The sequence below is a fragment of the Mesorhizobium sp. WSM4311 genome (assembly GCF_002295115.1).
Lineage (GTDB): Bacteria > Pseudomonadota > Alphaproteobacteria > Rhizobiales > Rhizobiaceae > Mesorhizobium.
The window spans coordinates 232,075-245,287 of sequence record NZ_NSFV01000009.1; the positions used below are offsets into that span (position 1 = coordinate 232,075).

The 13,213-nt window shown below is 64.4% G+C and carries 13 protein-coding genes; 3 read left to right on the plus strand and 10 right to left on the minus strand.

What is annotated here, in order from left to right; genetic code table 11:
* Positions 1–44: 44 nt before the first annotated feature.
* The 3 genes from CK226_RS24020 to CK226_RS24030 all read right to left on the minus strand — a co-directional run bounded on the left by CK226_RS24020 (position 45) and on the right by CK226_RS24030 (position 3,887).
* Entirely contained in the window at positions 45–1,127 is a 1,083-nt protein-coding gene (locus tag CK226_RS24020; protein ID WP_095787873.1) for an ABC transporter ATP-binding protein, read from the minus strand.
* Positions 1,124–2,704: an iron ABC transporter permease gene (locus CK226_RS24025; protein WP_179301116.1), complete on the minus strand. Its 1,581-nt coding sequence runs from the start codon at positions 2,702–2,704 to the stop codon at positions 1,124–1,126. Before CK226_RS24025 ends, CK226_RS24020 begins: the two co-directional genes overlap by 4 nt.
* 175 nt (positions 2,705–2,879) lie before the next feature.
* Positions 2,880–3,887 carry an iron ABC transporter substrate-binding protein gene (locus CK226_RS24030; protein ID WP_095793285.1) on the minus strand — a complete coding sequence of 336 codons (1,008 nt, stop codon included), beginning with the start codon at positions 3,885–3,887 and terminating at the stop codon, positions 2,880–2,882.
* Positions 3,888–4,205: 318 nt separating this feature from the next.
* Here CK226_RS24030 and CK226_RS24035 point away from each other — a divergent pair, with 318 nt between their 5' ends.
* The 3 genes from CK226_RS24035 to CK226_RS24045 all read left to right on the plus strand — a co-directional run bounded on the left by CK226_RS24035 (position 4,206) and on the right by CK226_RS24045 (position 7,522).
* Positions 4,206–4,757, plus strand: a complete 552-nt coding sequence (locus CK226_RS24035) for a sigma-70 family RNA polymerase sigma factor (RefSeq protein ID WP_095787871.1) — start codon at positions 4,206–4,208, stop codon at positions 4,755–4,757.
* 1 nt (position 4,758) lies between these two features.
* Entirely contained in the window at positions 4,759–5,397 is a 639-nt protein-coding gene (locus CK226_RS24040) for an NrsF family protein (RefSeq protein ID WP_095787870.1), read from the plus strand.
* A gap of 163 nt (positions 5,398–5,560) precedes the next feature.
* Positions 5,561–7,522 (plus strand): PAS domain S-box protein, encoded by a 1,962-nt coding sequence (locus CK226_RS24045; RefSeq protein WP_245437823.1) that lies wholly within the window; start codon positions 5,561–5,563, stop codon positions 7,520–7,522.
* 96 nt (positions 7,523–7,618) lie between these two features.
* Here CK226_RS24045 and CK226_RS24050 read toward each other — a convergent pair whose 3' ends face one another.
* From CK226_RS24050 to CK226_RS24080, 7 genes are all read right to left on the minus strand, one after another.
* Positions 7,619–8,497, minus strand: a complete 879-nt coding sequence (locus CK226_RS24050) for a 3-hydroxybutyryl-CoA dehydrogenase (RefSeq protein WP_015315562.1) — start codon at positions 8,495–8,497, stop codon at positions 7,619–7,621.
* A gap of 116 nt (positions 8,498–8,613) precedes the next feature.
* A complete protein-coding gene (locus CK226_RS24055; protein WP_095793238.1) occupies positions 8,614–9,543 on the minus strand; it encodes an electron transfer flavoprotein subunit alpha/FixB family protein in 930 nt (309 codons plus the stop codon).
* Between the two features lie 158 nt (positions 9,544–9,701).
* Positions 9,702–10,451, minus strand: a complete 750-nt coding sequence (locus CK226_RS24060) for an electron transfer flavoprotein subunit beta/FixA family protein (protein ID WP_095793239.1) — start codon at positions 10,449–10,451, stop codon at positions 9,702–9,704.
* A 203-nt stretch (positions 10,452–10,654) separates the two neighbouring features.
* Positions 10,655–11,455: a rhomboid family intramembrane serine protease gene (locus tag CK226_RS24065; RefSeq protein WP_095772285.1), complete on the minus strand. Its 801-nt coding sequence runs from the start codon at positions 11,453–11,455 to the stop codon at positions 10,655–10,657.
* Between the two features lie 39 nt (positions 11,456–11,494).
* Complete coding sequence (locus CK226_RS24070; protein ID WP_095772286.1) at positions 11,495–12,076, minus strand: cob(I)yrinic acid a,c-diamide adenosyltransferase; 582 nt, start codon at positions 12,074–12,076, stop codon at positions 11,495–11,497.
* 18 nt (positions 12,077–12,094) lie between these two features.
* Entirely contained in the window at positions 12,095–12,286 is a 192-nt protein-coding gene (locus tag CK226_RS24075) for a twin transmembrane helix small protein (protein ID WP_095772287.1), read from the minus strand.
* Between the two features lie 25 nt (positions 12,287–12,311).
* Entirely contained in the window at positions 12,312–13,178 is an 867-nt protein-coding gene (locus CK226_RS24080; protein ID WP_095793240.1) for an SDR family oxidoreductase, read from the minus strand.
* Positions 13,179–13,213: the final 35 nt, after the last annotated feature.

A 13,213-nucleotide genomic window follows, 5' to 3' on the forward strand; every position in this document is an offset into this window, starting at 1 on the left:
AGACCTAAAGCGCGTCGCATGAATCCATTTCAACGCGACGCGCTTTAGACGAACACATGCGCCTTTCCCGACACGGTGAGCCGGACGATCTCACCGACCGTCGGTGCGTCCATGCCGGATTTGCGCAGGATCAGCGGCGTGTTGCCGATGGCGGCGGCGTCCGGGGGATCGGCATTGTTCAGGAGCCGCACCGCGATCATGCATGTCGAGCCGGCGAATTCCGATTCCGTCACTTCGCCGAACAGCATGTCTGGGGTGCCCGACATGCCTTCGCGCGACGTGCGTTTCAGCCCGATCTGCTCCGGCCGCAGCATGATGCGGGCGACATCGCGGCTGTCATTGGTATCGACGGCGATGCGGCCGAGCGGCGAGTTGGCGAAGCCGCCCGAAATGCTCGCCGGCAGGATGATGGCGTCGCCGAGGAATTCGGCGATCATCCTGTCCTTCGGCTTGAGGTAGAGATCGCGAGGCGTGCCGACCTGCGAGAATTTTCCATCGCGCATCACCGCCACCTGGGCAGCGAAGGACAGTGCTTCGGCCTGGTCGTGTGTCACCAGGATGGTGGTGATGCCGGCCGCCTCCAGAAGTTCGGCCACGGCCTTGCGCATCGAGGCGCGCAAGCCGGTGTCGAGCGCCGAGAACGGCTCGTCGAGCAGCATCAGCCGCGGCTTCATCGCCATGGCGCGGGCGAGCGCCACGCGCTGCTGCTGGCCGCCGGAAAGCTCGTGTGGGCGGCGCTTGAGGATCGCCTTGTCGAGCCCGACGATGTAGGCCAACTCGACGATGCGCTCGGCGCGTTTGTCATCGCCGCGGCCCATGCCGAAACCGATATTGTCGCCGATGGTCAGATGCGGGAACAGGGCGCCGTCCTGCGCCACCACGCCGATGCCGCGGCGATGCGCCGGGACGGCGGCGCCGCCATTGGCCAGCACCTCGCCACCGAGCACGATGCGGCCCTGGTCCGGTGCCTCGAAGCCGGCGATCAGCCGCAGCAAGGTGGTCTTGCCGCAGCCGGAGGGGCCGACGATCGCGGTGCGGCTGCCGCTGGCGACATCGAGGTCGACACCGGCCAATGCGGCGACCGGGCCGTAATGCTTGTGCAAACCGCGGATTTCGAGAAAGCTCATCGTCCGGCCATCCGTTTCGACTGGACATAGAGCAGCCAGGTCAGGGGCAGCGACATCGCCACCATGATGAAGGCGTAGGGGGCCGCCGAGGCGTAGTCGATCTCGCTGCTGTAGGACCAGAATGCCATCGCCAGCGTGCGGGTGCCGTTCGGTGCCAGCATCTGGGTCGCGGTCAGTTCGTTCATGATGCCGAGCGCCACCAGCGCCATGCCGGCCGCGGCACCAGGGGCCGACAGGCGGATGGTGGTCGACCACAGCGCGTTGAGCGGACGCCTGCCGAGGCTGGACGCGGCGCGCTCGAGCTCGACCGGCGCCTGGGCGATCGAGGCGCGCAGGCTGACCAGGGCGCGCGGCAGGAACATGAGGGCATAGGCGACCAGGATGGTGAACAGCGTCTGATAGAGCGGAAGCGCGATGCGCACGGTGATGGTGACCAGCGCCAGCGCGATGACGACACCCGGTAGCGATCCGACGATGTAGTTGCAACCTTCCAGCAGGCGCTGCAGCGGCCCTGGGGCGCGGATCGAGATCCAGGCCATCGGCATGGCGGCGACAGTGGCAAGCAGTGCCCCGGCAAGCGACAGGAACAGCGTCTGGCCGAGCGCCAGGCCAATCTCGTCGAGACGCCAGACCTCGGCGCCGCCGGCGATGAGCCAGCGGCCGATGGTCACGAACGGCACGCCGAGCGCCAGCAGCGTGGTGGCGACCAGCAAGAGCAGGCTCGGCATGGTGGCGCGGCCGAGGTTCGTGCGCTGCTGGGAACGCGCCGCGCCGGCGCCGACACGGGCATAACGCTCCTCGCCGCGCACCAGCACTTCGAGGCCCAGGAGCACGAAGCAGCAGGTCACCAGCACGCCGGCCAGCATGTTGGCGGCCGGTCCGTTGAAGGTCGATTGAAACTGGTCGACGATCGCCGTGGTGAAGGTGTCGAAGCGGATGAAGACATAGAGGCCGTATTCGGCCAGCAGATGCAGTCCGACCAGCAGCGAGCCGCCGCAGATGGCGAGCCTGAGCTGCGGCATCACGACACGCCAGAAGACGCGCGATGGCCCAAGGCCAAGGGCGGCTGCCGCGTCCTCCAGGGCCGGATCGAGACGGCGCAGCGCTGCCGATATGGGCAGATAGAGGAAGGGAAAATAGGCGATCACGGACACCAGCACGCCGGCCCACAGGCCATGCAGGCCGGGCACCATGGTGATCCAGGCATAGGAGTGCACGAAAGCGGGGATGGCGAGCGGCGCCACGCACAGCCAGGCCCACAGCCTTGCGCCGGGCAGGTCGCTGCGCTCGGTCAGCCAGGCCAGCGCGACAGACAGAATGATGGCGATCGGCACGGTCAGCAGCACCAGCAGCGTGGTGTTGAACAGCAGTTCCCCGACGCGCGGCCTGAAGACCAGCGCCGACACGGTCTCCCAGCCGGTCTGCACCGCGATCCAGACGATGAAGGCAAGCGGCAAAAGGGCGAACAGCGCGACGAAGACGGCGGCGGAGACAAGCCAGCGTGCCGCCCGCCGATGCGGCATTCGGCGCATCTTCGACGGCAAGCCGGCGCGCCCGAGATCTACGGCGGACTGCATCAGCTCGGACGCCCGACGGTTGCGGCGGCGTGCCGGCAATCGAGGGACCACTGTCGGAGGTCAGGAACGCAGCGTGTCGTCATCGACGAATGCCATCTCGAAAACAAAACGCTCCCGCGGAAGGTGGATTCCCGCGGGAGCACGGTCTGTTTGTCCTTATTAGGACGAACGGCAACTAAAGCAAGCCGGCTGCCGTCATCAGGTCGGTGACCTTCTTGGAGTTCAGCGTCGCGGCGTCGACTTTCGGTGCCTGCAGGTCGGCCAGCGGAACGAGCTTCGGGTTGGACCCGGCACCCTTGCCGACGGCGTATTCGAAGGAGTTTCCGTTCTTCAGCACATCCTGGCCGCCCTTGCCGGTCACCCATTTCAGGAAGGCCTGGGCTTCCTTCTGATGCTTGCTCGAGGCGAGCACGCCGCCACCCGAGACCGAGACGAAGGCGCCTGGATCCTGGTTCTTGAAATAGTGCAGCGCGACGTTCTTGCTGTTCTCGCCGGTCTTGGCCTGATCGCCGAAGTAGTAATAGTGGTAGATCACCCCACCCTCGATCTCGCCGGCGTTGACCGCCTTCATCACCGTGCTGTTGCCCTTGTAGGCGGTGAAGTTCTCCTTCATCGCCTTCAACCAGTCCGCCGTGGCGGCCTCGCCCTTGAGCTGCAGCAGCGCGCTGACGATGGCCTGGAAATCGGCGCCCGACGGCGAGGCCGCCCAGCGGCCCTTCCAACTCGGGTCGGCGAGGTCGAGCAGCGACTTAGGCAACTGCTCGGTCTTGAGCTTGGTCGTGTTGTAGGCAAAGACGGTGCTGCGCGCGGCCACGCCCACCCATTTGCCGCTGGCCGCCTGATAGTCCTGCGGCACCTGTGCCAGCGTGTCGGCATCGACGGGCGCGAACAGGCCGGCATTCTCGACCAGCACCATGGCGGGCGAATTCTCCGTCAGGAACACGTCGGCGGGCGAGGCGGCCCCTTCGGCAACGATCTGGTTGGAGAAATCGCTGTCGCCGCCATTGCGCAGCGTGACCTTGATGCCGGTCTCCTTGGTGAAACCTTCAGCCCATTCCTTGCCAAGGCTTTCGTGCTGGGCGTTGTAGACGATGATGCCGGCATCCTCGGCCCGCGCCGGACCGGCGGCCAGGCCGATTGCAAGTGCGGTGGCGCCGACAAGGGCGGAAAGGGTGTATCTCATGGCGTCATCCTCGCTTTCGTTGGTCTTGGCACGCCGCACCTATCGATACATGACACGAATAGTCAACATTGTTGGCCTGCTTCAATCGGTCGCTGAGGCACAAAGAGCGGCGCGAGGCGGACAATTCCATGTGATGGCATCCCGGACCGACGGTTTCCGCAAGACGTACGAGCAAGGCCCATGAGGTCGTCCGGCCTGAGGCTGAGCCTCCAGGACCCGCAAACTTTCGTGATTTGCCCGCAGTTTGGCTTGGACATTATTTCGCCGGCCACGTAACAAATCAGTGCCGAGGCACGAAAATCGGGGGAGTGAACTCTTGTGAGCGGCAAGGACGAGGCCGAGCTTTCCCGGCTGTTGCGGGCCGCGATCGCCGGAGATGAAAAGGCCTATGCCGACTTTCTGCACCGGATTGCCGCGCTGGTGCGCGGCTTTGTCCGGCGCAAGATCGTGCAGGGCGGAGTCGATCCCGAGGATGTCGTGCAGGAAACCTTGCTGGCCATTCATGTGAAACGGCATACCTGGCGCCAGGACGCGCCGGTGCTGCCGTGGATCTATGCGATTGCCCGCTTCAAGCTGATCGATGCGTTCCGGCGGCGCGGTCGGCGCATCGAAATCGATGTCGACGATATTGCGGAGACCTTCGCCGAACCGGAAACCGAAACCGTCAGCGAGCGCGACATCAACAGGGCCCTGGACGGGCTGCCGCCGGGACAGCGTTCAGTGGTTTCGGCGGTATCCGTGGAAGGCCGCTCGATCGGCGAGACGGCAGCGAAGTTCGGCATCAGCGAGACGGCGGTGCGTGTGTCGTTGCATCGCGGGCTAGCCGCCATAGCCAAGCGATTCGGGCAGGGGCGATCCGGGCGGGAATGACATGAGGACCGAGGATCTCATCAAGGCGCTAGACGCCGATACAAGCAGCAAGGCGATGCCGCTGCGCTCGGCCTGGTGGCTGGCGGCTGGCGCGGCCATTGTCATCGCGGCAGTCGTTTTCCTGCTGACGATCGGCCCGCGCCCCGATTTCATGGTGGCCGCGCACACGATGCGCTTCCTGTCCAAATTCGTTTTCACCATCGTGCTTGCCGTCACCGCCTTCGGCCTGATCCGGGCGCTGTCGACACCTGGCGCCTCAACGGCCAGGGCCGTGGCCTGGATGGCCGCAGCCCCTCTGCTGGTGGCCGTGGCGGTGGTTCTGGAGCTCTTCATGGTGCCGGAGGCGTTGTGGGGCACCAGGATGATCGGCTCCAACATGATGATCTGCATGGGCTTCATCCCGCTGATCGGCATCGGCCCGCTGGCCATCTTCCTGTGGATGCTGCGCTATGGCGCGCCGACACGGCCGGTGCTTGCCGGCGCGGTGGCGGGGTTGCTCGCCGGCGGGCTGGCGGCGACCTTCTATGCCGCGCACTGTTTCGACGATTCGCCGCTTTTCGTCGCCACCTGGTACACGATCGCGATCGCCCTTCTCACCTTGCTCGGCGCGCTCGGCGGACGGTTTTTCGTGCGCTGGTAGCAGGATAGAAGCGACCACACCCCGTGCACACCGATCCTTAATCATGCCGGCGATTGTTTGCCGGTTGACCATATCGCGGTACCTCCACGCAACCTTTCCTTAAAATCGATCCTTCAGGGTTCTCTCGAGCAAAAAGCGATTGCCCACGGGGGTGGCACGGATCGTGAGACTGCGAGGACCGATCAGGCTCAACAAACATGCAACTCCGGCGTTGCTCGTGGCCGGCTTCGCCGTGGCCGCGGTCCTGGTCGTGCTGTCGAGGCTGGACCTTGGCGCGGAAGCGCTCAGACTTTGCCTTCAAATGTCGGTCGCGATGACAATCGGCGCGCTTTTCTTCGCCTGTCTTTTCATCGGCCGCATCTCGAAAGATCGGCGGCAGATCGCCGAGAGCGAGCAGCGCTTCCGCCAGGCGATGGAGGACTCGGCAATCGGCATCGCCGTCGTCGGCCTCGATGGGCGCATTGTGCAAACCAATCCGGCGTTCGCCTCGATGCTCGGCTACAGCCGCGAAGAGATCGAGGCGCTGACCTTCTTCCAGATCACGCACCCCGACGACCTGCATGTCGGGCGGGAGACCATGGAAGGCATCAAAGCTGGCACGGTCAACGCCTTCCAATTCGAGAAGCGCTACCTCAAGAAGGACGGTACAGCTGTCTGGGCGCATCTCGCCGGCTCCGTCATTCGAGAGGAGAAGAGCGGCCGCGCGCTCTATCTCGTTTCACAGATCGAGGACATCGACGCGCGCAAACAGGCCGAGGCGCGTATCGCCGAGGCCGAAACGCGCTGGAATTTCGCGCTTGCCGGCGCCGGCCAGGGCGTCTGGGATCTCGACATCCGCAAGGGCGGCACGACCTACTCCTCGACCTGGGTCAAGATGCTGGGTTATGCGGATGGCGAACTCGACGGCGACCCCGATCTTTGGCTGACGATGATCCATCCCGACGACCGCGAAACCGTCGCCGAGGCGGATCGCGCCCATCTAGACGGCCAGACAGAGTTCTTCGAGGCCGAGTTCAGGATGCGTCACAAGGACGGCCGCTGGATCTGGATCCTCGACCGCGGCAAGGCCATCGAGCGTGACGGGGACGGGCGTCTGATCCGGGCCATCGGCAGCCTGACCGACATCACCCGGCGCAAGGAGGCCGAGGAGCGTCTGACCGTATCGGCGGCAATGCTGGCCGACGAGAAAGAGCGGCTCCGGGTGACGCTGCAATCGATCGGCGATGCCGTCATCTGTACCAATGCGGCGAACCGCGTCACCTTCATGAATCCGGTTGCCGAGAAGCTGACCGGCGTCCCGACGGAGGCGGCTCTCGGCAAGACGCTCGGTCATGTCTATTGGGCGGTGGACGAGGAGACGGGACACAGGATCGGCGTGACACGGCCGGCGATCGGTGCGGAGACGCCCTCCGACCAGAACAGCCGCGCCGTGCTGGTCCGCCGCGACGACACACGCTGCAGTATCCGTCAGGTCGTGTCGCCGATCATGAACGAGCGCAACGAATTCTGCGGGCTGGTCATCGTTTTCCAGGATTTTACCGATGCACGCGCCCTGCAGCGGCAGCTTGCACACGCCGCCGCGCATGATGCGCTGACCGGCCTTGCCAATCGCTCGAGCTTCATCCGCACCATGGAGGAGCTGGTCGTTCAGGCCCGCAAGGATGCCGCCGGGGCTGGCAGCAGCCGCCATCAGTTCATGTTCATCGACCTCGACCATTTCAAGCTGGTCAACGACACCGGCGGTCACGCCGCCGGAGACGCCTTGCTGAAGCGGGTCGCACAGGCCGTGCGTGGCGTAGTCGGGTCCGAAGACCTCGTCGCGCGCCTGGGCGGCGACGAATTCGCGGTCATCCTGAAATCGGGCTCGACCGCCGGCGCCAGGGTCGCGGCGCGCTCCATCATCGATGCGATAGCGGGATTGAACTTCAGCTGGGATGACCGGCCGCATGCCATCGGCGCCAGCATCGGTGTTGCGGCAATCAACGCCAATTGCGGCGAAGCGGACGAGATCATCGCAAGGGCCGACGCGGCCTGCTATGCCGCCAAGGCGGCCGGCCGCGGGTGCGTCTGCGTGGCGCCCGACGACAAGTCGGAGCCGCAGGCGCCGCTTGCCGCGGCGTCGTGAACGGACGCGCTCTATCTCTTTGTTTTAACGCAATTCCCAAGCGAAAGCGCTTCGCGCTCTTCCCGGGAAACCGTTCACTCTTTTCGTGGAATTGGCCTAGCGCGTCGGAACGGGGTGCTCGCCGCGATAGTCGTAGAAACCGCGCCCGGTCTTGCGGCCGAGCCAGCCGGCTTCGACATATTTCACCAGCAGCGGGCAGGGGCGATACTTCGAATCCGACAGGCCGTCATGCAGCACCTGCATGATCGACAGGCAGGTGTCGAGGCCGATGAAATCGGCCAGCTGCAGCGGTCCCATCGGATGATTGGCGCCGAGCCGCATGGCGGTGTCGATGGCGTCGACGGAGCCGACACCCTCATAGAGCGTGTAGATCGCCTCGTTGATCATCGGCAGCAGGATGCGGTTGACGATGAAGGCCGGGAAATCCTCCGAGACCGTGATCGTCTTGTCGAGCTGCTTCACATAGGTCTTGGCGGCCTCGAAGGTCTGATCCTCGGTGGCGATGCCGCGCACCAGCTCGACCAGCTTCATCAGCGGCACCGGGTTCATGAAATGTATGCCGATGAAGCGCTCCGGCCGGTCGGTCTGCGCGGCGAGCCGCGTGATCGAGATCGACGAGGTGTTGGTCGCCAGTATGGCTTCAGGATTGAGCTGCGGACAGAGCTGCGCGTAGATCTTGCGCTTGACCGTCTCGTCCTCGGTCGCCGCCTCGATCACCAGATCGGCGCCGGCAAGATCGGCCATCGTCGGTGCGGAGGCAATGCGCGCCATCGCCTGGTTGCGCAGCTTCTCGTCGAGCTTGCCGGAGCCCACCTGGCGGGCCATGTTGCCGCTGATGGTGGCGATGCCCTTTTCAATGCGGTCGGGCGAAATATCGTAGATCAGCACCTTGTAGCCCGAAAGCGCGGAGACATGGGCGATACCCCCACCCATCTGGCCTGCGCCGATGATGCCGATCGTCTCGATCTTGCTCATTACACCGATCCCGTCCAAAGGCTTTTGCAGCCTGCTTTTTGTGCGGTGCAAACTAAAAGGGCGGGGCGACTTCGTCTACCCCACCCCAAGCATTTAATACGCTTTGCCAGAGAGCGTCAAAGCGCCTTCTGCAACTCCGGCAGAATGACGAAGAGATCGCCGACGAGGCCGTAGTCGGCAACCTGGAAGATCGGCGCCTCCTCGTCCTTGTTGATGGCGACGATGACCTTGGAATCCTTCATGCCGGCGAGATGCTGGATGGCGCCGGAGATGCCGACCGCGATGTAGAGGTCCGGAGCGACCACCTTGCCGGTCTGGCCGACTTGCCAGTCGTTCGGTGCGTAGCCGGCATCGACAGCGGCACGCGAGGCGCCGACCGCCGCACCGAGCTTGTCGGCGACCGGCAGGATGACCTCCTGGAACTTCTCCGACGAGCCGAGCGCGCGGCCGCCCGAGATGATGATCTTTGCCGAGGTCAGTTCCGGACGGTCCGTCTCCGAGAGCTTGTTCTCGACGAAGGTGGACAGGCCGGGATTGGCTGCGGCGTTGACCGTCTCGACCTGGGCCGAGCCGCCCTCGGGCGCCGCCTGGAAGGAGGCGGTGCGCACGGTGATGACCTTCTTGGCGTCTGTCGATTGCACGGTCTGGATGGCGTTGCCGGCATAGATCGGGCGCTTGAACGTGTCCGGCGAGACCACTTCGATGATCTCGGAGACCTGCGCGACATCGAGCAGGGCCGCGACGCGCGGCGCGACATTCTTGCCCGACGAGGTCGCCGGCGCGATGATGGCGTCGTAACCGCCAGCAAGCGACACGACGAGGGCTGCCGTCGGTTCGGCGAGGCGCTCGGCGAGCTCGTCTGCTTCGGCAAGCAGCACCTTGCCGACGCCCTTGAGCTTGACGGCAGCGTCCGCCGCACCCTTGGCGCCCTTGCCGGCCACCAGCACATGCACGTCCGAGCCGATCTGCAGGGCCGCCGAAAGCGCCTTGGCGGTCTGGTCGGAAAGGCTGGCATTGTCGTGTTCAGCAATCAGAAGAATAGCCATTGATGATATTCCTGACTTTCGTTTTCGAGGCTCCCTGAAATCCGGTCAGGCCGAGTCGAAAACGGTTGGTTTCGAGAACCGGAGCGGAGCGTACTTTTGTACGTGAGCACCGGAAGCGGAGAAACCGGCCGTTTGCAGGCCGGCCTCATCGGATTTCCTTACAAAACGCCGGCTTCGTTCTTCAGCTTGTCGACCAGTTCGGCGACGCTCTTGACCTTGACGCCCGCCTTGCGGCCGCCCGGCTCCTCGGTCTTGATGATCTTCAGCCGCGGCTTGACGTCTGCGCCGTAGTCGGCCGGAGTCTTTTCGTCGAGCTGCTTCTTCTTGGCCTTCATGATGTTGGGCAGCGAGGCATAGCGCGGCTGGTTGAGGCGAAGATCGGCGGTGACGATCGCCGGCATCTTCAATTCCACCGTCTGCAGGCCGCCGTCGACTTCGCGCGTCACCTTGGCCTTGTCGCCGTCGAGCACCACCTTGGAGGCGAAAGTGCCTTGCGCCCAGCCGAGCAGGGCCGCCAGCATCTGGCCGGTCTGGTTGGAATCGTCGTCGATCGCCTGCTTGCCGAGAATGACGAGGCCGGGCTGTTCGGCCTCGACGACGCCCTTCAGCACCTTGGCGACGCCGAGCGGCTCGGTCTGCTCGTCGGTCTTGACCAGGATGGCGCGGTCGGCGCCCATGGCGAGCGCGGTGCGCAGGGTTTCCTGCGCCTGCTGCGGGCCGATCGAGACGACAATGATCTCCTCCGCCTTGCCGGCTTCCTTGAGCCGGATCGCCTCTTCCACCGCGATCTCATCGAACGGGTTCATCGCCATCTTGACGTTGGCGAGTTCCACCGCCGAACCGTCGGCCTTCACGCGAACCTTGACGTTCGCATCCACAACCCGCTTCACGGGCACAAGGATCTTCATTTGCCTGTCACCTCTTCACGCTAGTTGGGCGCGCTATAACAGCTTGCGCCCCTTCTGAGTTGTCGAAAGCCGACATTCCGGATGGAAATTCTGGTCTTTGCCCGTCTTGGACTGCTCCTTAACAGCCTTGGGGCTCGGACGGAGACGTTTCCGTAGTTGCGGTAACCCTTGCCGTCAATACGCTGAAAGCGGCTCAAATCGGTTCAGTTTGGGCCAGGGGGGGTTCCCCGGCCCCAGCGCGTCGTGGTGGCCTGCGGTTCAGGCGCCGCTGGTTCGGCAGCAACCGGCGGCTGGTCGAGCTTGGGAGCCACGGCATCCTCGTCCGCGCCGGCAAAAAGCGGCACGCCGCGGCTGCGCAGGACCAGCACCAGCACCGCGCCGGCGATGATGCCGCCAATATGGCAGGCCCAGGAAATCTGGTCCTCGCCGCCGGCGGCGAACATGAAGACCTGGAACAGCACCCACAGGATAAGCGGGATGAAGGCCGGAATGCGCAGCGGGATGCGGGCAAAGGCCAGGACCCAGACCTTAACCCTCGGATAGAGGATCAGATAGGCGACGACCACGCCGGCGATGGCGCCGGAGGCGCCGATCAGCGGCACCTGCGAATCCCAGGCGACAAGCCCCTGGAAGGCGGCGCCGGCGATGGCGCACAGGAGATAGAAGATCAGGTAGCGGATGTGGCCGAGCGCGTCCTCGACATTGTCGCCGAACACCCACAGGAACAGCATGTTGCCGCCAAGATGAAAGATGTCCGCATGCAGGAAGGAATAGGTAAGGTAGCTCAGGCTTTCCGGAATGATGATGAACCGAGGATCAAGCTCGGCCGTGTTGTGAACCACGGACGGAATAAAGCCGAGGCCAAGCACGGCGGCATTGGTGAAGTTCTCGCCGCCGAGTGCCGTGGCGCAATAGACCAGCGCGTTGACCACGATCAGGCCGATCGTCACATATTGCAGGCGGATGTGGCGCAGCCTGTTTGTGTCGTAAAGCGGGATGAACATGCGTGCCTGGTCCCCTCCCGCCTTTTCGATCCGTTCAGCTCAGCGGTTCTTGCCGGGAACCCATAGCACGTCGGCATTTCCATTGTCATTGACCGCCCGGGCGGCGACAAACAGGAAATCCGAGACGCGGTTGATGTATTTCAACCCCTCAGGGTTGACGTGCTCGCCCGGGTCTTGAGCCAGCGCCACCATCAGCCGTTCGGCCCGCCGCGCCACCGTGCGGGCCAGATGCAGCGCCGCCGCCGCCGGCGTGCCGCCGTTGAGCACGAAGGATTTGAGCGGCTGAAGATCCTTGTTGAGGAGGTCGATGTCCTTCTCGACGCGGTCGGTCTGCGCGGCAACGATACGCAGCGGCTCGTAGCCAAGCGGCTTGCCGTCATCGGGCACGGCGAGATCGGCGCCGAGGTCGAAGAGATCGTTCTGGATGCGCGACAGCATGGCATCGATCGCCGGGTGGTTCGCTGCGGTATGCACGCGCGCCATGCCGATGCAGGCATTGGCTTCGTCGACCGTGCCGTAGGCGTCCACCCGCAGGTCGGATTTCAGCCGCCGCTCACCAGTGCCGAGACCCGTCGTGCCGTCATCGCCGGTGCGGGTGTAGATCTTGTTGAGCTTGACCATGTCGCCTCCCGAACGGCCTCACTTGCGGGTGAAATACACGGCCAGCAGGATCAGCAACAGCGCCACGGCCTGCAGCATGACGCGCGCCTGCATCAGCTTGTTCGAGGTGACGCTCGAACCGCCACGCATCATGTTGACGAGGCCTCGGATCAGCACGATCGCCACGGCGGCCATGACCAGAATGGCGAGGATGTTGAAGACGGTTGCCATTGTTGCGTTTCCAGTTGTTTCGCGTTCAGGCGCGTTTGGCCATCAGGCGGTAGAGCATCGATGCCGGCAGGATGCGTTTGAGCGCCGCGCCGATTCTGGCCGGCACAGTTACCACATAGTGCGGACGCGGGCGCGGCGACAGAAGGGCATGACGCAGAACCTTGTGGACCACTTCCGGCCCGGGCTTCAGCGCCGATTGGCTGCCGCCGGCGCGCAGCCGCTCCAGCTGCGCGGCATAGTCCGCCCTGTGCACGGAATTGTCGATGTCGATGTTTTTCAGGAACCAGGGCAGGCCGTTGCTGGCGATTTTCGATTTCACCGGCCCCGGTTCGATCAGTGAAACATGGACGCCGCTGCCGACCAGTTCCTGGCGCTGGCAGAGCATCAGCGCCTCGAGCGCATGTTTGGATGCCGAATAGGCGCCGCGAAAGCGCACCGGCACCAGACCGAGGATAGACGAGCAATGGACGAGGCGGCCGTGACCCTGACGGCGCATCATCGGAATCAGGCGGCGGGTCAAGTCATGCCAGCCGAAGAAATTGACCTCGAATTGCTGCTTGAGCGCGGCCACCGACAGATCCTCGACCGCACCGGCCTGGGCGTAGGCGCCGTTGTTGAACAGGGCATCGAGCCGGCCGCCGGTGCGCTCGAGCACCGCCGTTACCAGGGCTGCAATGGAGTCCGGTTCGCTGTAATCGAGATAGAAAGCCTCGATGCCGTCGCTTTCGAGGGCGGCGATGTCCTCGGGTTTTCGGGCTGTTGCAAAGACCCGCCAGCCTTCCGCCTTGAGTGCCCGGGCGCAATATGCCCCTATGCCGGACGAGGCGCCGGTGATGATGATGGTGCGCAATTGCTGCGCCGTCGGACTCGTGGTTTCGCCAAGGGTTGCCATTTGCCGCATTCACTTCCCATATTCGCGGCGTCGAG

What these genes read in the sequence shown, in the direction of transcription:
- CK226_RS24070 (WP_095772286.1), bottom strand. Translation starts at nt 12,076, where the DNA reads ATGGTCAAGCTCAACAAGATCTACACCCGCACCGGCGATGACGGCACG.
- CK226_RS24080 (WP_095793240.1), bottom strand. Translation starts at nt 13,178, where the DNA reads ATGGCAACCCTTGGCGAAACCACGAGTCCGACGGCGCAGCAATTGCGC.
- CK226_RS24025 (WP_179301116.1), bottom strand. Translation starts at nt 2,704, where the DNA reads ATGCAGTCCGCCGTAGATCTCGGGCGCGCCGGCTTGCCGTCGAAGATG.
- CK226_RS24040 (WP_095787870.1), top strand. Translation starts at nt 4,759, where the DNA reads ATGAGGACCGAGGATCTCATCAAGGCGCTAGACGCCGATACAAGCAGC.
- CK226_RS24030 (WP_095793285.1), bottom strand. Translation starts at nt 3,887, where the DNA reads ATGAGATACACCCTTTCCGCCCTTGTCGGCGCCACCGCACTTGCAATC.
- CK226_RS24020 (WP_095787873.1), bottom strand. Translation starts at nt 1,127, where the DNA reads ATGAGCTTTCTCGAAATCCGCGGTTTGCACAAGCATTACGGCCCGGTC.
- CK226_RS24050 (WP_015315562.1), bottom strand. Translation starts at nt 8,497, where the DNA reads ATGAGCAAGATCGAGACGATCGGCATCATCGGCGCAGGCCAGATGGGT.
- CK226_RS24075 (WP_095772287.1), bottom strand. Translation starts at nt 12,286, where the DNA reads ATGGCAACCGTCTTCAACATCCTCGCCATTCTGGTCATGGCCGCCGTG.
- CK226_RS24055 (WP_095793238.1), bottom strand. Translation starts at nt 9,543, where the DNA reads ATGGCTATTCTTCTGATTGCTGAACACGACAATGCCAGCCTTTCCGAC.
- CK226_RS24065 (WP_095772285.1), bottom strand. Translation starts at nt 11,455, where the DNA reads ATGTTCATCCCGCTTTACGACACAAACAGGCTGCGCCACATCCGCCTG.
- CK226_RS24060 (WP_095793239.1), bottom strand. Translation starts at nt 10,451, where the DNA reads ATGAAGATCCTTGTGCCCGTGAAGCGGGTTGTGGATGCGAACGTCAAG.